The organism is Streptomyces sp. G-G2 (assembly GCF_030063135.1).
In the GTDB taxonomy this organism is placed as follows: domain Bacteria; phylum Actinomycetota; class Actinomycetes; order Streptomycetales; family Streptomycetaceae; genus Streptomyces.
This window is the reverse complement of the sequence record NZ_JASISO010000040.1, coordinates 40770-59420: the sequence shown is the minus strand read 5'-3', so window position 1 is coordinate 59420 and position 18651 is coordinate 40770. Positions and strand designations below refer to the sequence as shown.

Annotated in this window: 20 protein-coding genes and 5 pseudogenes; 17 read left to right on the top strand and 8 right to left on the bottom strand. The window is 68.5% G+C overall.

Features of this window, described 5'->3' with window-relative positions; all coding sequences use genetic code 11:
- Window positions 1-112: 112 nt before the first annotated feature.
- Window positions 113-1486 (bottom strand): serine/threonine-protein kinase, encoded by a 1374-nt coding sequence (locus tag QMF80_RS27785; RefSeq protein ID WP_283458093.1) that lies wholly within the window; start codon window positions 1484-1486, stop codon window positions 113-115.
- A 202-nt stretch (window positions 1487-1688) separates the two neighbouring features.
- Between QMF80_RS27785 and QMF80_RS27780 the strand changes: the two genes are divergently transcribed.
- The 3 genes and pseudogenes from QMF80_RS27780 to QMF80_RS27770 all read left to right on the top strand — a co-directional run.
- Complete coding sequence (locus QMF80_RS27780) at window positions 1689-2018, top strand: lamin tail domain-containing protein (RefSeq protein ID WP_283458090.1); 330 nt, start codon at window positions 1689-1691, stop codon at window positions 2016-2018.
- A 123-nt stretch (window positions 2019-2141) separates the two neighbouring features.
- Window positions 2142-2318, top strand: coding sequence for a hypothetical protein (locus QMF80_RS27775; protein WP_283458089.1), 177 nt, complete (start codon window positions 2142-2144; stop codon window positions 2316-2318).
- Window positions 2319-2684: 366 nt separating this feature from the next.
- Window positions 2685-2825 (top strand): annotated as a pseudogene (locus tag QMF80_RS27770) (integrase core domain-containing protein); the annotation flags it as partial.
- Window positions 2826-2901: 76 nt separating this feature from the next.
- Here QMF80_RS27770 and QMF80_RS27765 read toward each other — a convergent pair.
- The gene (locus QMF80_RS27765) at window positions 2902-4041 is read right to left on the bottom strand and encodes a PucR family transcriptional regulator (RefSeq protein ID WP_283458086.1); all 1140 of its coding nucleotides are present in this window, start codon (window positions 4039-4041) and stop codon (window positions 2902-2904) included.
- 86 nt (window positions 4042-4127) lie between these two features.
- Between QMF80_RS27765 and QMF80_RS27760 the strand changes: the two genes are divergently transcribed.
- On the top strand, window positions 4128-5183 hold the full coding sequence (locus tag QMF80_RS27760) for a ferredoxin reductase (RefSeq protein WP_283458084.1): 1056 nt from the start codon (window positions 4128-4130) through the stop codon (window positions 5181-5183).
- A 7-nt stretch (window positions 5184-5190) separates the two neighbouring features.
- On the top strand, window positions 5191-6309 hold the full coding sequence (locus tag QMF80_RS27755; protein ID WP_283458082.1) for a fatty acid desaturase family protein: 1119 nt from the start codon (window positions 5191-5193) through the stop codon (window positions 6307-6309).
- 1100 nt (window positions 6310-7409) lie between these two features.
- On the opposite strand, the gene QMF80_RS27750 is transcribed toward QMF80_RS27755, so the two are convergent.
- Window positions 7410-7847, bottom strand: a complete 438-nt coding sequence (locus tag QMF80_RS27750) for a hypothetical protein (protein ID WP_283458080.1) — start codon at window positions 7845-7847, stop codon at window positions 7410-7412.
- Between the two features lie 338 nt (window positions 7848-8185).
- On the opposite strand from QMF80_RS27750, the pseudogene QMF80_RS38130 reads away from it, so the two are divergent.
- Window positions 8186-8931, top strand: a pseudogene (locus tag QMF80_RS38130) (Tn3 family transposase); the annotation flags it as partial.
- Window positions 8932-8968: 37 nt separating this feature from the next.
- Here QMF80_RS38130 and QMF80_RS27735 read toward each other — a convergent pair.
- Window positions 8969-9253 carry a hypothetical protein gene (locus QMF80_RS27735; protein WP_283458076.1) on the bottom strand — a complete coding sequence of 95 codons (285 nt, stop codon included), beginning with the start codon at window positions 9251-9253 and terminating at the stop codon, window positions 8969-8971.
- 175 nt (window positions 9254-9428) lie between these two features.
- Window positions 9429-9557: pseudogene (locus QMF80_RS27730) on the bottom strand (methyltransferase domain-containing protein); the annotation flags it as partial.
- A 107-nt stretch (window positions 9558-9664) separates the two neighbouring features.
- Between QMF80_RS27730 and QMF80_RS27725 the strand changes: the two are divergent.
- From QMF80_RS27725 to QMF80_RS27715, 3 genes are all read left to right on the top strand, one after another.
- The gene (locus QMF80_RS27725; protein WP_283458075.1) at window positions 9665-10240 is read left to right on the top strand and encodes a winged helix-turn-helix domain-containing protein; all 576 of its coding nucleotides are present in this window, start codon (window positions 9665-9667) and stop codon (window positions 10238-10240) included.
- A gap of 399 nt (window positions 10241-10639) precedes the next feature.
- Window positions 10640-11416 carry a recombinase family protein gene (locus tag QMF80_RS27720; RefSeq protein WP_283458073.1) on the top strand — a complete coding sequence of 259 codons (777 nt, stop codon included), beginning with the start codon at window positions 10640-10642 and terminating at the stop codon, window positions 11414-11416.
- 78 nt (window positions 11417-11494) lie between these two features.
- Window positions 11495-11668, top strand: coding sequence for a hypothetical protein (locus QMF80_RS27715; protein ID WP_283458071.1), 174 nt, complete (start codon window positions 11495-11497; stop codon window positions 11666-11668).
- 175 nt (window positions 11669-11843) lie between these two features.
- Here QMF80_RS27715 and QMF80_RS27710 read toward each other — a convergent pair whose 3' ends face one another.
- Together QMF80_RS27710 and QMF80_RS27705 are read right to left on the bottom strand one after the other, a co-directional pair.
- Window positions 11844-12065 (bottom strand): hypothetical protein, encoded by a 222-nt coding sequence (locus QMF80_RS27710; protein ID WP_283458069.1) that lies wholly within the window; start codon window positions 12063-12065, stop codon window positions 11844-11846.
- Window positions 12066-12337: 272 nt separating this feature from the next.
- Complete coding sequence (locus tag QMF80_RS27705; protein ID WP_283458067.1) at window positions 12338-12610, bottom strand: DUF1330 domain-containing protein; 273 nt, start codon at window positions 12608-12610, stop codon at window positions 12338-12340.
- Window positions 12611-13043: 433 nt separating this feature from the next.
- Here QMF80_RS27705 and QMF80_RS27700 point away from each other — a divergent pair, with 433 nt between their 5' ends.
- Complete coding sequence (locus QMF80_RS27700; RefSeq protein WP_283458065.1) at window positions 13044-13259, top strand: hypothetical protein; 216 nt, start codon at window positions 13044-13046, stop codon at window positions 13257-13259.
- A 226-nt stretch (window positions 13260-13485) separates the two neighbouring features.
- Entirely contained in the window at window positions 13486-13788 is a 303-nt protein-coding gene (locus QMF80_RS27695) for a hypothetical protein (protein WP_283458063.1), read from the top strand.
- Between the two features lie 139 nt (window positions 13789-13927).
- Here QMF80_RS27695 and QMF80_RS27690 read toward each other — a convergent pair whose 3' ends face one another.
- Window positions 13928-14497, bottom strand: a complete 570-nt coding sequence (locus QMF80_RS27690) for an SMI1/KNR4 family protein (protein ID WP_283458061.1) — start codon at window positions 14495-14497, stop codon at window positions 13928-13930.
- Between the two features lie 159 nt (window positions 14498-14656).
- On the opposite strand from QMF80_RS27690, the gene QMF80_RS27685 reads away from it, so the two are divergent.
- The 6 genes and pseudogenes from QMF80_RS27685 (at window position 14657) to QMF80_RS27665 (ending at window position 18644) form a co-directional block, all read left to right on the top strand.
- Window positions 14657-15241 (top strand): DUF6431 domain-containing protein, encoded by a 585-nt coding sequence (locus QMF80_RS27685; RefSeq protein WP_283458058.1) that lies wholly within the window; start codon window positions 14657-14659, stop codon window positions 15239-15241.
- Between the two features lie 103 nt (window positions 15242-15344).
- Window positions 15345-15542 (top strand): annotated as a pseudogene (locus QMF80_RS38125) (DDE-type integrase/transposase/recombinase); the annotation flags it as partial.
- 251 nt (window positions 15543-15793) lie between these two features.
- On the top strand, window positions 15794-16702 hold the full coding sequence (locus QMF80_RS27680; protein ID WP_283458056.1) for a DDE-type integrase/transposase/recombinase: 909 nt from the start codon (window positions 15794-15796) through the stop codon (window positions 16700-16702).
- A complete protein-coding gene (locus tag QMF80_RS27675; protein ID WP_283458054.1) occupies window positions 16699-17514 on the top strand; it encodes an ExeA family protein in 816 nt (271 codons plus the stop codon). The genes QMF80_RS27680 and QMF80_RS27675 overlap by 4 nt, the downstream gene beginning before the upstream one ends.
- Window positions 17515-17637: 123 nt before the next feature.
- Window positions 17638-17739, top strand: a pseudogene (locus QMF80_RS38420) (LuxR family transcriptional regulator); the annotation flags it as partial.
- Window positions 17740-17936: 197 nt separating this feature from the next.
- Entirely contained in the window at window positions 17937-18644 is a 708-nt protein-coding gene (locus tag QMF80_RS27665) for a hypothetical protein (RefSeq protein ID WP_283458053.1), read from the top strand.
- Window positions 18645-18651 lie beyond the last annotated feature (7 nt).

Below are 18651 nucleotides of genomic sequence, written 5' to 3'. Positions count from 1 at the left end.
GCGGCGCGCCTCGCCTCGCCTCGCCTCGGGAGGGCACATGGCACCTATCGCCAGTGGCCATGTCGGCATGGCCGAGAACACTGCTTCCCTTTGTTTCGCGGCGGAGGGCTGGTCAGTGGGTCGATCCCTTGCCCTTCCCGTCTTGGCTCTTGTCCTTGCCCTTACCGGGGTTGTCCTTGCTCTTGGCAGGGGGAGGGTTCTTGAGCGGGTGGCTGTCGGCTGGTTGCCGGATCTGGGGACGGGTGGGGGTGGTCGGTGCCGGGAGATGCGGGGTGGTTGAAGCAGCCGCGACGGCTAGCTCCGGGAGCGGGGACTCTGATGGGGAGGGCAGCTTGGGATGCGGAGCTGGGGCCTCGGCCCTATTCGGTGCCGACGTCTGTTCGTGTGTGGTGGCGGGAGACGGCTTCACCCCGTTCGGGACGCCTCCCATCAGCAGGGTGCAGATGCCGGCGAGGGTCGTTGCCGCCAGGCCCCATGCGGCCGCACGGTAGCGGCTCGCGGCGTGCCTTCCCAAGGTTGCCGGCATGGGCCACGGCGGAGCGGCGTGGCGGACGGCCGTGAGGGGCGCCGACACGGAGCGGTGTGTGGAGGGTTCGATGTCCGCCACGTTCACCACTGCGGGGAGTGGCCCGGCCGGGCCGGTGGGCGTCGTAGCCCGCGTGCGCGTGATGTCTTGGAGATGCAGGTGTACCCGGGCGGCGTCGGGCCGGGCACGGGATTCCGGGTCGGTCATTGCTGCGAGCAGCCGACCGAGGTCGCCCGGCAGGCCGGTGGGTATGGACGGCGGGTGCAGGAGGCGGGCGGTGCCCGCTTCAAGGGGTGCCCCCTGGTACTCGCGACGGCCGGTGAGGGCTTCGAGGAGGGTCAGCCCCAAAGCGTAGATGTCTCCGGCCGTGCTCGCGCCTTCGCCCAGCAATTGCTCGGGAGCCATGTAGGCAGGCGTGCCGACGAGCATCTCGGGCTCCAGGTCGGGCCGACCATGAGTCCTTCTCGACAGACCGAAGTCGGCCAGGTGTGGGGACCCGCCCTCGCTCAGGAGGATGTTGGACGGTTTGACGTCGTGGTGGACGATGCCGCGCGCGTGCACGTGGTCGAGGGCCGAGGCGATCTCGACACCAAGCCGTACGACCTGAACGGGGCCGAGAGGGCCGGCGTCTATGCGGGTGCGCAGGGTCATGCCGCGGATCAGCTCCGTGACCATGAATGCCCCCTGCGCATGGCGACCGGCGTCATAGACCGTCACGAGGGCAGGGTGCGACAACTGGGCCAGGGTGCGTGCTTCCTCGCAGAAGGTGTCGGCGGTCACCGTGTCCGTGCCGGGTCGGAACACCTTCACCGCCACCTCGCGCCCCAACATCTCGTCGATGGCGCGGAACACGTCCGCCGTACCGCCGCTACCTATGGCCGATCGGAGCCGGTAGCGGCCGGCGATCAAGGCGTTGACTTCGGACGGTGCTCCGTACGCGGGGACGGGCCGGGTCGACATGCGGGGTCCTCCTCGACTCGCGGGCAGTGCCACGCGCCTACCCGCCGCGAAGAGTCCTACGCCATACCGGAATTGCCGGGCCTGTGCGCTCTCAGGGTGCCCCGCATCAGGCACAGGGGTCCCGCACAGGCCGAGCGCGATGCCGATGGCACCGGCCGGTGCCGGGGCCTCCGGGCGAGGTCCGCGCAGTACGGTCAGCACGTTGCCGCGGGCTCGCGCGAGATATGACCTGGGCCCCCTGGCAGCAAGTCGGTCGGCGCCGCCGCGGATCCGAATCCCCACCGCGGTCAGCCTCAAGGGGTGGACGCTGACCGACGCCTCCAACCACACCTACACCTTCGCCACCTTCACGCTGGGAGCCGGCAAGGCTGTCACCGTCAAAACCGGGAAGGGCACCAACACCGCCACCCCCCTGTTCCAGCAGCGCGCCGCCGACGGCTGGAACAACGACAAGGACACGGCCACCCTGCGCCGCGCGCCGCGCCGCGCCGCGGATCAGGCTCCCCTCCCCCGATGCCTCCTGCTGGCTTGATGACGCTGAACGGAAAATCAACGTTCACGTAGGCAGGCGCAGCGCCGTTCGGCGGGGCCGAACGGTCTCACTACGAATTGGTGGGGCAGGTCAGGTCGCGCTGGTGGGGGCGAGGGTGACGTGGTGGCCGAGGTGTTCGAGCTGCCGGACGAGGTCGCGGGTCTTGCGCTGCGGATTGAGATGTCGCTGGTGCGAGTCCAGGCCGAGGTCCTGATAATGGTCCTGCGGGTCGTCGATCAGGTGCCAGACGATGACGAGGATGGATCGTGCGACCGCGACCAGGGCCTTGGCGTGGCCTAGCCGCTTCGCCCAGAGCGCCCTTGAGCCAGGCGTTCCCCTTGTCTGCGGGCCCGGTGGTGCTTTTGGCGCCGGACTGGATCGTGCGAGGGCACAGCTTCACCCACCAAGCAGGGCCCGCTCCGCAACCCCTGGCGCTCAGGCGGTCCCGTTGACAGTAGGCGCCCCCCTTAAGACACTCACCGGGGGCACCAACAGACCCCATCCGAAGGCCCACCCGAGATAGTTGCTTCGAGTAACAAAAGATGCCAAGCCGTCGTCCACGATCGCCCCGGCGTTCCAGTGCTTGAACGCGGTGCGGACATAGCTTCGCGGGAGTCCGGTGCGGCGGGGATCCGGTCGATGCCCTCGAACAGCGTCGTCGACGAGGACTGGGCCTACCAGCGGCCCTATTCCTCAAACGACCAACGCACAGCGGCCCTGACAGGCTACCTCCACACCTACAACCACCACCGCAGCCACACCGCACTCGGCGGACGCCCACCCATCAGCCGCGCCAACAACCCTGCGGTCAATACACCTAGGCGATCCCGGATGTTGCGACCGCCCTGCTCGCGGACGCGGTCGTGGACGGCCGAAGAACGCGTCAGCCGACCCGAAGACCGACCGCAAGCGTCAGTTCAAGGACCCGGTGCGGCGACCCGAGATCCGGAAACAGCTCCCGCAGCTGCGACATCCGGTACCGGACGGTCTGGGGATGGACGAACAACGCCGCCGCCACCTCGTTCCGCCTGCCATGGTGCAGCAGCCACGCCCGCAACGTCTCCTCCAGCCGCCGCGCGGTCGCGACAGGCAAGGTCTGCAACGGTGCGAGGGCTCGGGCACGCAGGTCTGCGAACGCGTCCACGTCGGCGCTGAGCACCAGCTCGGGCAGGTGGTCCTCGGTGTCGCGAATATCAGAGGAGAGGGAGCGCGCGCGGACGGCTCGTGCGTACGAGGCGGACGCACGAATCCATGGCCGGGCCGGGCCGACCACGGCGGTGCGGTCGGTCAGCTGCCTCAAGAGATGTGATCGGTCGGCATCGGGGACGAGCAGCACGCCGAAGGCGTCCGGCAGATCGTCGAGGACGAGGGTGCTCGGGTCGAGCACGCGGTAGGCGGGCCGGGCCTGGGCGGCGGGCAGCAGGACCGCGGTCAGCGAAACCGGAGGCTGCCACCCGGCCCGTTGAACAGAGGCCCGCAATACGTCCGGGCTCGCGCCGGCGAGGAGGTCCCGGACCAGTTGTTCCAGGTGTCGCTCATGGGCCCGGCCCTGGGCGGCCAGTTCGTCGGCATGGCCCGCGGCGCTCGCGGCGGAGAGCTCGTCGATGTAGGCGAAGGTCAGCTCGGCGAACTTGGCGACCTCGGCGGCGGGCAGACCTGCGGGCACGGCACCCGCGGCCAGGCATCGCCAGGCCACGCGGGCACCGACGCGGTAGGCGCTGAGCAGGGCGTCCATCGAACGGCCGTCGCGTACCTCGCCCCGGCCCAGCTCGTAGGCTGCGTCACCGGCGTCGCCGCCCGTGGCGTTGCCGCTCGCGAGGTTCAGGTAGTGCCCCAGGGCGGTGCGGACGGCTCGGCGGATGGTGCCGCCCATGCGGCCCGAAAGGGCGTTGGCGTATGGAGGGACCTCGTCGATGATCGCCTGGACGACCTCGTCGGCGGTGGTCTTCAGCGCGGCCCGAAGTGCGGTGACCGTCGTCTCATCCAGGGCCAGTTCGGTGGCCCTCCGGACTGCATGGATCATATTTTGTTCCCTGCGAACAATTCATCCGACCAGTTTTACGTCCTGCGGACAGGACTTTACGCCCTGAGGCGCATCAAGCTGGAGTCATGACGAGTGCAGCCCTCCGCAGTAGGGCGTGGAAACTGCTGGAGATGGTCACGACGCCGCTGCTGCCGTCGGACTACCTCGACCTGGTCAGCCCGCTGCGCGCGGGCGCTGACCTGCGTGGGCGCATCGAGGCCGTGCACCCCGAGACGGGTGACGCCGCGACCCTCGTGATCAGGCCGGGACGGGGCTGGCGCGGTCACACAGCCGGTCAGTACGTGCGGATCGGGGTCGACGTCGACGGGGTGCGCCTGTGGCGTGCCTACTCGGTCACCTCGCCGACAAACCGCCAGGACGGCCGCGTCACGATCACCGTGAAGGCGATCCCGGACGGCAAGGTCAGCAATCACCTGGTCCGCAAGGCGAAACCGGGCACGCTGATCCAGCTCGACCAGGCGACCGGTGACTTCGTGCTGCCGGAGGCCAAGCCCGCCAAGGTGCTCTACCTGACAGCCGGCAGCGGCATCACGCCGGTGATGGGCATGCTGCGCGACATCGAGTTCGACGACGTCGTCATGGTCCACTCCGCGCCACAGTCGCAAGACGTGATCTTCCGCAACGATCTGCACGACCTGGTCGCGGACAAGAAGCTGCGTCTCACCGAGCTGCACACCGACACAGACGGCATGCTCGACATCGCCCGTCTCGACGAACTCGTGCCCGACTGGGCCGAGCGCGAGACCTGGGCTTGCGGGCCCGCGGGCCTGCTCGACGCCGCCGAAGAGCACTGGACCGAGCACGGCGTCCAAGAGCGCCTGCACACCGAACGCTTCCGCCCCAGCATCGTCGTCGTCGGCGACGGTGGCGAGGTCACGTTCAGCACCACCGGCAAGACCGTCGACGCGGACGGCGCCACGCCGTTGCTGGACGTCGGCGAGGAGGTTGGCGTGCTCATGCCGTCCGGGTGCCGCATGGGCATCTGCTTCGGCTGCGTCACGCCGCTCAAGGCGGGCGCCGTCCGCGACCTGCGCACCGGCGAGATCACCGAAGCCGAGCCGGGCGTCCTCATCCAGACCTGCGTGTCCGCCGCGGCGGGCCCCTGCGACATCGAACGGTAGGAGCACCTTGACCGCCATCGACCCCACCGCCCATCTGACCGCGGAGCAGATCGAGGAGCTTGGCCGCGAGCTGGACGCGATCCGCGACGAGGTGATCGCCAGCCGCGGCGAGAATGACGCCGCCTACATCCGCAAGGTCATCGCGGCGCAGCGCAAGCTCGAGCTGGTCAGCAGGGGCGTGCTGCTGTTCTCGATCTTCCCGCCCGCGTGGCTGATCGGCACCGCCGGTCTGTCCGTGGCGAAGATCATGGACAACATGGAGATCGGCCACAACGTCCTGCACGGCCAGTGGGACTGGATGCGGGATCCGAAGATCCACTCCACCACCTGGGACTGGGATCACGTCTCGCCGGCCGAGCAGTGGAAGCACTCGCACAACGAGCTGCACCACACGTACACCAACGTGATCGGCAAGGACAACGACCTCGGCTACGGCATCATGCGCGTCGACGAGGACCAGAAGTGGCACCCGTTCCACCTCGGCCAGCCGCTGTGGAACTTCATCAACGCCTGCTTCTTCGAGTACGGCATCGCAGCGTACGACCTGGAGCTCGGCGAGAACCTGAACAAGCGCCGCCGCGAGAACCCGGAGTTCCGCGCGCGGGCCAAGGCCGTGGGCCGCAAGATCCGCAAACAGGTGCTCAAGGACTACGTGATCCACCCGCTGCTGTCGGGCCCGTCGTTCCTCACCACGCTCGCCGCCACGTTCACCGCGAACCTGGTCCGCAACATCTGGTCCCACTCGGTGATCATGTGCGGGCACTTCCCCGAGGGCGTGCAGGTCTTCGAGCGCCGGTCGATCGAAGGCGAAACTCGCGGCCAGTGGTACCTGCGCCAGATGATGGGCTCGGCGAACATCAGCGGCAGCAAGGCCATGCACTTCATGACCGGCAACCTGTCGCACCAGATCGAGCACCACCTGTTTCCTGACCTGCCGAGCAACCGGTACGCCGAGGTCGCGCTGAAGGTGCGCGCGTTGTTCGAGAAGTACGAGCTGGAGTACGTCACCGGGCCGCTGCCCAAGCAGGTGTTCTCCGCGTGGCGCAAGGTCTTCCGGCTCTCGCTGCCGAACAAAAAACCCAAGGTCAAGACGCCGGACCGCGAGCAGGAGCTCGTCGCGGCCTGATGCCCGGTATGGGTTCAGATCTTTCGACCGTACCGGCGGCACCGCCGGTTTCGGTGAGCAGCAGCAGCTGACCAGGCGGGGCGTGGCCGCCGCCGAACGGCCCGCACCGGCCCCGGCGGCAAGGCGAGCGCCGGGGAGCGAGGGCAAGGCGCAGCAAGCCTTCCAGCGCGGCCCGACCGCCCTCACCCAGTGGATCGAGCGGTAAGGTGATCGTGCGGTCCCCCGCGGGAGACGGCGGATCCGCCCGCTCCGCAGCCTCCCCGGCCTCCCCGGCCTCCCCGGCCTCCCCGGCCTCCCCCGCTGCCCCTGCGGCCTCTGCCTCCCCGACGTCCTGCCCGGCGACGGCAGCCCGGCCAGGCGAGCAGAACGCGGTAACCCCGTAACCCCCGTTCGCGCACCCCCGCGATGAACGCCGGGCTGTCCATGTCGGCGCCGGAAGCCACCGCCTCCCGGTCGATCAGCACCGTGTTCGGGCGCGCCGTGTGCTCCGCCGCCACGGGCGCGAACCCCGCCTTCAGGTCGGCGAAGCTGTAACCCTGAATCACGGAGCGGCTCGTGACCGACTCCGGCACCACATCGAGGCGGCCCGGCTTGCCCACCGCCTCCCGATAGACGCCGCCCCAGTCCCTGATCTCCTGATCTCCTGATCCGACAGCGCGGTGCGGAGCACCGCGAGGACCTGCTGCTCCAGATCGGTGGGGGTCTTCCCCTGCCGCAGCCGGTCCGCGCCGTGCAGCGCCGCACCGACCAGCACGTTCGCCTTGTCCCCGCGCGCCAACATCCCCGCCGCACGCGAATCCCGGCGCGTGCCCATCAACAAACCCCGCAACCTCTCCAGGCACTGCTCCGGAGTCGTGTCCCGGCTGGCCATCGAAAACCCACCTCTCGCCGGGGAAACCACGACGGGCGAATGGACGGTGAGAGCGCGCGACAGGCGAACGCTCAACTCCGCCTCGTCGCACGCCGCAAGGACCACTTCCCAGCGTCCCGCGCCCGGCGCGGTGCGAGCAGCAAGCCGTCGCTGGTCCTGGTGGCAGCGGGTGCGGGATGACGCGCTTGGCCCTGCGACGGCGGCGTAGGGCCAAGCGCGCAACGGGCCGCTAGCAGGTGATGGTTACCTCATGGACCACCGGTTGGGCCGGTCGGGGGAAGAAGGCCACACCGAAGGTGCCGCGGATGGTCGAGCCGCACGGGACAGTGCTGACCGGGCCCCGTATTTCCAGGGGTGCCGAGTTGAAGATGACGGACCTGGTCAGGGTGGTGGGCGTGCCGTTGCCGACCACCTCCACGGACAGCGTCGTGATCAGTTCTTTCGTGGTGGGCGACGGGCCGGCGAGGGTGACCTTGCCGTAGAACTCGACGCTGGTACCGGTGACATCGGCGCACAGCCGGGTGGACAGGCCCGCCTGCAGGCCCGCGTTCCCGCAGGAGGTGACGGTCGCCGTGGTCTCGGCCGACTGAACGGTGGCGCTGGCGGGCGTGATCGCGAAGACGGCCAGACCGGCGGTACCGGCGGCGAGCAGCGTTAAGCGGTTCATGCGGTTCCCCTTTGTGTGAAGCACGGTCTGGGGACTTCCAGACTATGCATATGACATGTGATATTTCACATGTCACTAAACCGCAAGGTGATCGGTACCTGAACTCCCGGCGTCCACCCCACGGACATCCAGTGCCACACTCGCCGCTCAGAAGGGCCTCTGCGTGCTCGCTCCCCCGCGAGGTGGCATTCGGCAGCAGACGGACGAGACGGTCGGCGAACGCCGCGACGAGGCAACGGAGTTCGTCCGCCCCTCTCTGGGGCCCAGGTCCCCTGCGGGCCATGACACGGCGCCCTGTTCGTCGTAGTCCGGCTGCCCCACGCGGGGTCGGGCGGCTAGACTTCTCACCCCGGTTCCGCGAGCTGAACGACCAGCGGTTCTGGCGGGCCACGATGCCCGGCGTCAAGACCGGCACGTACGGAGCGGTAGAGGACCTGGCCCGCAACCGCGTGAACCTGAATGAGGTGATCACGCACTGGCCGGACATGTTGAAGGGCGCCGGGTCCCTCGTCACCAACCAGGTCGGCGCGTACGACCTGCTGCGGATGTTCGGACGCGAGGGGCGCCCGACTCCGCTGGGGACGGCGTTCGCGGAGCACGGGCGGATCGCGAAGACCGAGCACCTGCTGCGGGTGATCGACCCGGTGGACGACACCTACCGGCGTCAGATGAACGGGCAGCTCACGTGCAGGAGTCCCGCCACAAGCTGGCCCGGGACGTGTGCCACGGCAAGCCCGGCACCATCCACCAGGCGCACCGCGATCGGATGGATGACCAACTCGGCGCGCTCGGCCTGGTCCTCAACACCATCGCGCTCTGGACCACGAAGTACACCGACGCCGCCGTCGCCCAGCTCCAGGCCGAGGGCCACGAGATCCGCGAGGAGGACATCGCTCGGCTCTCCCCGCTCAAGCACCGCACCCTGAACCTGCTCGGCCGCTACAGCTTCACCGCCAGTGTCCCGGCCGCCGGCGGCCTGCGCCCACTGCGCGACCCGGAAGCGCCCGAGCTCGACGAGGACGGCGGCGGCGGCGGCGGCGGCGGCGGCGGTGGCGGCGGCGGCGGCGGCGGCGGGCAAGAGTAGCAAGGCTAACCACTCCCTACGCTGCACCGTGCCGGAATCACCGCCCAGCGATGACCACGCGATAGCCATAGTCGACAGAGTCCTGCCCCAGCAGGTCAGCATGTCGGCGGTGCCAGGCCCCCGAAGCCAGGTCTGCGCGCAGCCGCTCGATCGCTGGCTCGACCACCGACGCGGGCATCTGGGCGAAGGTGGAACTCGCCTGCCGAATAACGGGATCCAGGAAGTGCTCCGGACGCCGCCAGTACGCGATCTGGAAGCCGTCGGTGAAGTCGTGCGGAATGGGGAAGGAAAGCACCGTATGCGCCTCCAGCGCTTCCACCACCGTGGACAGGGGTTGTGAAGCGGGCTCGTTCGAACTCGCGGAGCTCCGGAAGGTAATCCTCGATCAGCCACAGCTCGGGCAGATGGTACGGATCGAAAGTGAAGAGTACCGGCCGACGAGAGACACGGCGCATCTCATCGAGGCCACGCCGCAGGTCGGGCCAGTGCTGCACCGCCATCACCGCCATCGCGGCATCAAACGCGTCGTCCTCGAAGGGCAGGTCCTCCGCTCCAGCCAGGAACTTCCTGCTGCCTGGATGCTGATCAAGCATCACCTGTGACGGGTCGACCGCGGCGACCTCGATGTCCTCCGGCTCGTAGGAGCCGGTACCCGCGCCAATGTTGACGACCGTGCGAGCCCCCGCCCAGCGACTGGTGAATCAGGGCAGCCAGGCGGGGATCGGCCCGGCGGATGTTCTGGTACCCGATCCCGATGCGGTCGTACGTCGCCGTCAACGGAGCCGGTCCCGAAGCAGAAGCAGTCATGAGCTGGATCTCCCGCCGTTTCACCGACGGGGGAGCCACCCTTCTCTTCGCTGACATTGACCCCGGCCTTCGATGGCACTCCGGTGCTGGCACCCTGGCCGTCCACGCCTGCCCCGCCAGGCAGCACGACTTGGCCGCCAACGGCCACGGGGTGATGTTCACACCCTCCCTGTTCTGCGATCGCGCCGTCACCGTTGTCGACCTCACACTGCCGCCCCGGATCTGGTATCCCGCCCGCGGCCTCGCCACCCTCTGGCACACCGACACCACCGCCCCGCCGGCCGCACTGGCCGACCTGCTCGGCCGCACCCGCGCCCGCATCATCAGCCACCTCGCCGAGCCGGCGAGCACGACCGAACTGGCCCAGCGGCTGGATGTCTCGCCCGGCACGGTGAGCCAGCACCTCGGCGTCCTGCACCGCGCAGGACTGATCACCCGGGCCCGACAGGGCCACGCCGTGCTCTATCTGCGTAGCCCCCTCGGCGACCAACTACTGACGTGACGGGGCGAGAACAGAGAGACCCCGCTACTTTGTCCGTCCGGCGCGGCTATGCGGGAACGAGATGTCGCACACAAGCCCAAGGCTCCCTGTCGGCAAACGATCGAATGACGACAGGTGCCGCAGGCGTCCAACGAACCCGGACTTTCCTGCGCCCGTTGACGGCGCGAATCCCATCAGATCCGTTGGTGTCTGATGACCGGGTTTGGTGACAGATAGGGTCTGATCCTCCGTACGGAAGGGGTCCCGGACGGCGAACCTGGTCTACAAGCGGGTTTCGACCGACCGGCAGTCGACCGACCGGCAGACCCTTGTCCTACCGAGGCCGGCATCGAGGACCCCGTCCCGTTCGAGGAGGAGTCCGGCACCGCCCGTCGCCTCCATCCGCTCCAGCGCCCGAAGTTGGGCGAACTGCTGGCGTATCCGCGGCCGGGAGACACCGTGCACATCTCCGAAGTGTGCCGCTTCGTACGCGGCACCGGGCACATCCTCGACGTGCTCGACATCCTCCACCGCGACCGTCTCGCCCTGCGCATCCACGACGGCGCGTTCTCCGCGATGGACCTCACCGCCCGCCACCCGCGCACCGGAGAGCTGCTGTCCACCGTGAAGTTCATGGTGCAGGCCCTCGCCGCCGCGTGCGAACTCCAACGCGACCTCCAACGGGAACTGACCTACGACGGACTACGGGCCGCAGAGGCCAAGGGCAACAAGGGCGGCCGCCGACCCGCCATCCCTGCCACGAAGACCGAGAGCGATCGCGCCGCGTACCTGCGGATGGGCGCCTTGGAAGACCGCGTCCGTATATCGGACCGAGGCCTCGTCTCTCCGAGGGGGGCCGGACTGGGGCCCCTGCAAACCGGATCATCCGAGGCTCGGATGCCTTATCGTGACTGCGGCTTCACAAGTGATCAGCAGAAACAAGGGGGATTCGTGACCGGGACTCTGGTGGTTCACGCGGAGCAGCCGGGGCTCGGCAGAGCCGGGACGTTCGCCGTGGTCGTCGACGAAGCGACGGTCGGCCAGGTCAAGCAGGGGAGCTCCGCACGGTGCCCCGCAGCGGTGGGCACACATACGGTTCGGGTCACTGGGAAGGACGGCACCCGCTCCAACACCGCGACCGTGGAAGTGTTCGAGGGCCAGGACTGCCTAGTCACTGCCCAAGGCACTGGGCTGTGAGCCGCCGTTCTGCTTCCGCTCCTGGCTGGCATCGCGGTCCCCCCGATCTACGTGGTGGCCTCCATCCTGCTGACAGGCGTGCTGCTCCGTACCATCCCCGGCCTGCTGTTCCGAGTACGGGCCGACGGCAACCCCGACCTCACGAACACCATGGGTGTTCAGGCGGCCGAGGGGGAGCACAGCGGGACCGGCCTGTGGTGGGAGACGGACCCGGCACTCGCCAAGCGGTTCCGCAAGAACTCCGAATCCTGACTCCGCCAACGCTTCGCCCTGGCATCGGCCAGTACACGGCTCACCATGCGGCAAACGGGAGTGGACTCCAAGGAGCTTTCACGAACCCCGGGACAGCAGGTCAAAGGGCTGGTGTGACCAGTCCTCGGGGTACTCGTGCTGGTCGTGGGCGGGAGTTCGCGGAGAAAATCATTCGTCAGTGGTTGACTTCGAGGTTGGTCAGGACGAGCAGGGCGCGCAAGAGTTGGGTGGTGCAGGCGGGGTCGGTGCGGAGTTTGGTGAGGATCCGCCAGTTCCTGAGGCGGGCGAAGCCGTGCTCGACCGGTGCCCGTCCGGCAGCGAGGGCCGGTTGGCTTCCTTCTGGCCCGCCCGGGGTGAGCTTGTGGGTGCGGACGACCCCCTGACGAGGTCCGCCCAAGCCCGCCTCGCGGCCGCCTCCGCCGAACGGCAGGCCCGTCGCACCGGGCGGGTCCGGGGCTGATCCGGCGTTCGCCCACCTTTACCGGCCGCGGTGCCCAGGATCCCGGGCCGGCTGTCGGGATGCCGGTGGCAGCCAGGCCGGACGCGGGCGCGGAGCCGCACGCGAACCGCTCCCCCGCATGAGGCTACGTCGACCGGTTCGCCCGGTCGGCCACTGTTCGCAGCGTGTGGGCTCGTTCGGCCGGGTGGTAGTCCGGCCCGACCCTTCGATCAGCAGCAGTCGCCTTTAACCTGGTCGGTACGCAGGTGCAGGATGGTCCGGTAGGCCGGGGAGTCGTACCAAGCACGGGCATCAGGCAGGTTGGGGAACTCGATCAGCACCATGCTGCCAGGCCACGTGCCCTCGACGACTTCGGCCGGCGGACCGTGGATGACTGAGCGGCCCGCGAAGGGGTCGAGGGTTGCCTGGATGCGCTCCAGGTACTCGAGGACGTCGGAGTGATTCCGGCGGCTGCGGAGATGAGCACAGCCGTAAGCGGGCATCACGGGGCTCCTTCGTTCCGGGGGCGAGCGATGACCGTGACCGTAGCTGAGGGTGTTGGGGCGGCGCGATGACCCGAGAGGTAATCGCCGCCCGGCCGAGGAACCGATCCGAGGCCACCGCACGCCCCGCCGGTCCGCCTCTCACGGAATGCCTGCCAGAACCGGCGGAGCCGCCGGGGAACGCCGACGACGCAGGCCCATGCGCCCCGTCGGTCCGATAAGCGTTGTCTTGCGCCCTCAGTACGGCGCCTGACGTTCTCTCAGGTCCGCCCCTGGCGCATGGCAGCCCGATGCCGCCAGGCACGGCTGGCCAGCGGAGGGTTTAAGGTCACCTGTGGGCGGCCTGACCTGCCCGTCCATACGGAACAGCTGGGGGGCTGGACATGCTGGAAGCATTGGGGCTCGACGGGACCTGGAGTCCGTGTACCGGGCGATGCTGTATGAACCGTCCTGGGGGCTAGCCGAGTTGGGCGCTCGCCTCGCCCTGCCGGAAGCCCGCGTACGGGACGCGCTGGACCGGCTCGTCGACCTGAACCTCCTGACCTCCTCTCGCGAGAGCTCCGGCGGGTTGCGGGCCGTCAGCCCCGAGGTGGGCCTGGAGCTGATCCTGCGCCGCCAGGAGGCGGATCTGGCACGGCGCCAGCAGTAGTTGACCACGAGCAAGGCCGCGGCCGCACAAGCCATCGCCGAATACGCCCACCTGCAGCCGAACACGAAGACCGACGGCACCGAGCGCCTGGTGGGGATCGACGCCATCCAGGCACGGCTGGAGATCCTGACCCACGATCTCGACGAAGAATGCCTCGCGATCATCCCTGGCGGCGCCCAGTCGCAGGCCAGCCTGGACGCCTCGCGATCGCTGGACGAACAGGGCCTTGGCCCACGGCGTCGAACTGCGGGCGGTCTACCAGGACAGCGTCCGCAACGACCCGCCCACACTCGCCTACGCCCAATGGACCACCGAACGCGGCGGCCAGGTGCGCACCAGTCCCATGCTGCCACCGCGGCTGCTGGTGTTCGACCGTACGACGGCCATCGTCCCGATCGACCCGGCCAACTCCCTCCGCGGCCCGCTGTGTACAACGGCGCCGAACATCGTCGCCTCGCTGACCACTCTGTTCGAGCAGGTCTGGGAGACCGCCGTACCGCTCGGCGCGGACCGCAAGCTGCCGTGTTAGACGACTCTCAGCGTGGTGATGAGGAGGGGTGACAGCGACACTCCCATTGCACAGGTGCTTTGGTCGTGTACGGGTCCTGTCTGGCTCTTCGTGTGCGACGACACGGTGAGCACGAGCAAGTCGTAGGGCCGCTGTTCGTTCAGAAGGCTTCGACTTGTGGCCGTACCGACGGCAACTCCCACAGTTCCAAATGTCCGCTGATCAGGTCCGCGAGGAACTGAACCGCGCCTCCCGTGTAGTGCCACCAGCCGCCATTGCGTGAGGCCACGGTGACAGTCCAGTCGTCAGGACCAGACCCTGTTGTGCTCCAGAGGAAGTAGTCCCCCTGGTTGGACGTGGCCCAGGGCAGCAGGCCCCCAGGGGCAGGAAAGGGACGCAGCGGAATGGACAGTTCTGCATCCGCACACCACTCGGCGAGGATCTCAAGATCTTCAGGGTCCTCTGCCCATGCCCTCTCCTGCCCGGGGTTCGGGAAGCCGAGGCAAAAGAAGTCACCGAAGACCAAGGACGGGTAGCTGTTGGCAAGCAGCTTGTAGTCGGAAGGCAGTTCCGTGTTCAGAAATTCCTCGGCCCGAGCCCAGTCGATGCCGGCTGAGGCCGTACGTCGGTGGAGGGCGAGGCCGGGGAGAGCCTGTTCCAAAGCCACGATCGCCGAGGCCGGATCAGTCAGTCGCTGACGAGGTACCTGAGTGCCGATGAGAGCGTCCACCGGGACAGCGTGCCAGAGCAAGGATCTCGAGCCTTCACTGACCTCCTACGCTTGTCACGAACGACGCCTTGAGCAACATGATCCTTTTGCGTTTGGGCAGGCTGGCGGTACTTCGTCCGTGCTCGGAGCCGAGCACATCTTGGGCCGCGGAGGCTGTCGGTGCTGATCGTGGACTCGGACGTGCTGCTGGTGGAACGGCAGCTTCGGGACGGTCGGCTGACGTGTCCGTCATGCGAGGCGGTCCTGGCCCCATGGGGGCATGGCCGGCCCCGGGTGATCCGCGGTGATCTTGGGGCCCGGTTGCTTCTGCGGCCACGCCGTACGCGTTGTTCGGGCTGCGGCGTCACGCACGTGCTTCTGCCGGAGGCACTCTGGCCGCGGCGGGCGGATGCAGCCAAGGTGATCGGGGCCGGGCTGGAGATAGCCGCGTTGGGCATGGGGCACCGCCAGGTCGCCGCCCGTCTGGGCCTGGCCGAGGGCACGGTCCGTGGCTGGCTGCGGGCGTTCGCCGGGCGGGCCGAGGACATCCGCCGCCATTTCACCGTCGCTCTGGTCGCGCTCGCCGATGACCCGGTATTGCCGGATGCGACGCCGTCGACGCTCGCCGACGCCGTCTCGGCGGTCGCGGCCACCCATCAGGCAGCTGTGACCAGGTGGCCGCAGATGCTCACGGTGTCGCGGTGGGAGTTCGCCGGCCGGGCGATAGGCGGCAGGGTCCTGACCTCGTCTTCTGTCGCTATTTGATCAACACGGGCCGCCCCTGGGCGGGATCGGGAGGTGCCGGGAGTCTTGATCGTGTCCGCCGAATGAGCGGCGGGCTCTGTTCGAGACGCGAGGTGGGTTGCCTATGTCACCAAGTGAGGACGAGGACCGTCGCCGGGCGGAGCGGGCCCGGCAGGTGGGCCTGTTCCGTTACGGCCTGATCCAGGACCTGATCGACACGAAGCTCACGACACGCCAGCGCGGGAAACTCGCCCGCGAACTGGCAGAGAAAGAGCACACCGACCCGTTCGGCCGGCAGGTGAAGGTCGCCCGCGGGACGCTGGACCGCTGGGTCCGGCACTACCGCGCGGGCGGGTTTCCCGCCCTGGTGCCCGCCCCGAGGCAGGTCACCCCGCGGACCCCGGTGGAAGTTCTGGACCTGGCGGCCGCGCTGAGGAGAACCCGGCCCGCACGGCCGCGCAGATCCAGCGGATCCTGCGGACGACACAGGGCTGGTCGCCGACCGACCGGACCCTGCAGCGGCACTTCGCCGGCGCCGGCCTCACCGGCACCAACGAGGGCGGCCGGACCAGCGTGTTCGGCAGGTTCGAGGCCACCCGCGGCAACGAGTTGTGGACCGGGGACGCCCTCCACGGACCGAGGATCAGCGGCCGGAAGACGTACTTGTTCGCGTTCATCGATGACCACAGCCGGGCGATCGTGGGTCATCGGTTCGGGTTCGCCGAGGACACCGTGCGCCTGGCCGCCGCCCTGCGGCCGGCGCTGTCTGCCCGCGGGGTCCCAGAGTCGATCTACGTTGACAACGGGAGTGCCTTCGTGGACTCGTGGCTCTTGCGGGCGTGCGCGTCCCTGGCCGTCCGCCTCACCCATTCCAAACCCGGACGGCCTCAGGGCAGGGGGAAGATCGAACGCTTCTTCCGCACCGTCCGTGATCAGTTCCTGGTCGAGCTCGATGACGAACGTGTCGGCCAAATTGAGCATCTCACCGAGCTGAACAGGCTTTTCACCGCGTGGGTGGAGACGGTCTATCACCGCACGGTGCACTCGGAGACGGGGCAGCCTCCGATCGAACGGTGGCTGGGTTCGATTCCCCGGCCGCTGCCGCTGCCCAGCCCCGCTGATCCTCGGGAGGCGTTTCTGTGGTCGGAGTTCCGGACCGTGACGAAGACCGCGACGGTCAGCCTGCACGGCAACAGCTACGAGGTCGATCCGATGCTGGCCGGGATGAAGGTGGAGCTGGTCTTCGACCCGTTCGACCTGACCGAGATCGAGGTGAGGGCGGCGGGGAAGACGGCGGGCAAAGCCCTCCCGCATCGGATCGGCCGTCACACCCATCCGAAAGCGAGGCCGGAGACACCGCCGGAGCCGGCCCCGCCGACTGGAATCGACTACCTGAAGATCCTCGACGAAACGCACACGGCGAACACCGCCAAGGGCATCAACTACTCGTCCCTGATGGACGACGGGCGGGGACGGCGATGATCGACCGTGTTCAAGGGTATTTCGGGTTCACCCGTGTCCCCTTCGGCCGCAACCTGGCCCCGTCCATGCTCCACCAGCACCACTCCCACCGGGAAGCCGCCGCCCGCATCGCGTGGTGCATCAACAACCGGGCGATCGGCGTGGTCACCGGCGAAGTCGGCTCCGGCAAAACAGTCGCCCTCAAGGGCGCAGTCGCCTCCCTCGACCCCGCCCGTTTCACGGTCATCTACCAGCCCAACCCCGAGGTCGGCATGCGCGGCCTCTACGACCGCATCGTCACCAGCCTGGGCGGGACCCCCAAGTTCCACCTGGCCGCTCTCGCCACCCAGGCATCCGCCGCACTGGCCGCGGAGGTCGACGAACGGGGCCGGACCCCAGCCGTCGTGATCGACGAGTCGCACCTCCTCGACCACCAAGAGCTGGACGAGATCCGCATGCTCACCAACTACGACATGGACTCCACGACACCGTTCGCGGTGTTGCTGATCGGCCAGCCCACCCTGCGCAAACGGATGAAACACGGCGTCCTGGCAGCCCTGGACCAGCGGATCTCGATCAGCTACCAGATGCCCACGATGACGAAGGAGGAGACCGCCAGCTACATCAAGCACCACCTCACGATCGCCGGACGCCAGGACATCCTGTTCTCCGACGACGCCGTCGAACTCATCCACCTCACCAGCCGCGGCCTGCCCCGCTCGGTCAACAACATCGCCTGGCAGTCCCTCATCACCGCCTTCACCGAGGAGAAAGGCATCGTCGACGAATCATCCACCCGCGCCGCCATCACCGAGACACACGCGACAGAGTGACCACGAAGCCGACACCGTGTTCACGACGACCCCGGCGGCCTGACGGCCGCCGGGGTCGTTTCGTCACATCCCATCGACAACCAGCACGTCACCTTCATGCACATCTTCAGCGTCACTCAACAGGTTTCGCTGCGCACAGTACGCCGCCAGATGGCCGGGCTGATGGAACGCCTGCACGCCACCATCCGGTTCGAGGCCGGACTCAAGGCCGCCCAGCGCGGCTGGTCTGACGGCATGACATGCGTTTCCTCCGCGGGCGTGTTCCCGCGGGGGCGGACATCCTCCTGCTCAGCAATGCGGTTGGTCCGCGGAGGGCGGGTGGGAGTGCGTCGGGGAGGGCCGACAAACGTGGAACCATGAGGTGTTCATGACGCGTCACTGTCCCCGTGTCCCCGTCCCCACCCACCTCATAGGAGAAGCGCATGGCCAACCCGTACGAGGTGTCACCGCCGCCCGCCCCCAGGCGTCGCTTGGGCGCAGGCCCCGTCGGTTTCCTGGTCCTCGTCCTGATCGTCGGGGGGATCTACGGCCTCTCGAACTGGCTCGGCGACGACAAGAAGCCCTCGGCGTCATCCTCCGCCACCACGTCGGCCCCGCCGTCCGTCAAGCCCTCCACCGGTGACCCGGGCTCCTCCGAGTCCTCCTCGGACACATCCAGTTCGTGGAAGGTCGGCGACTGCGGCGGGCCCGACCCCGACAACAAGCCCGACGGGTACCGGCCCCAGCGCTGCGGCGAGTCCGGCGCCAGCTTCAAGGCGATCGACATCAAGGACGCCAGCATCATCCCCGGCACCATCCAGTGCCCGGCCGGCACTGACCTGATGATCCAGGTGAGCATCTCCTACGGCGGGAGCAAGAAGGGCGGCGGCATCCCCACGAACACGGTGTGCGGCCGCAATCTGTCCGGTGACCACCCCGGTGACGCGGGCGCGGGCGGCGGCCAGCTGGTGAAGGGTGACTGCATCACCTCGCAGGCCGCGGAGGTTCCCTGCGCCACGGGTGGCACGGACACCTACAAGGTGCTCGGCCTCGTCAAGGACAAGAGCGAGTGCCCCGACGGCACCAGCGAGCCCATGCAGTTGACCATCGCCATCGGAAGGCCCTACGACGTGATCTGCGCCGACAACTGACGTCCTA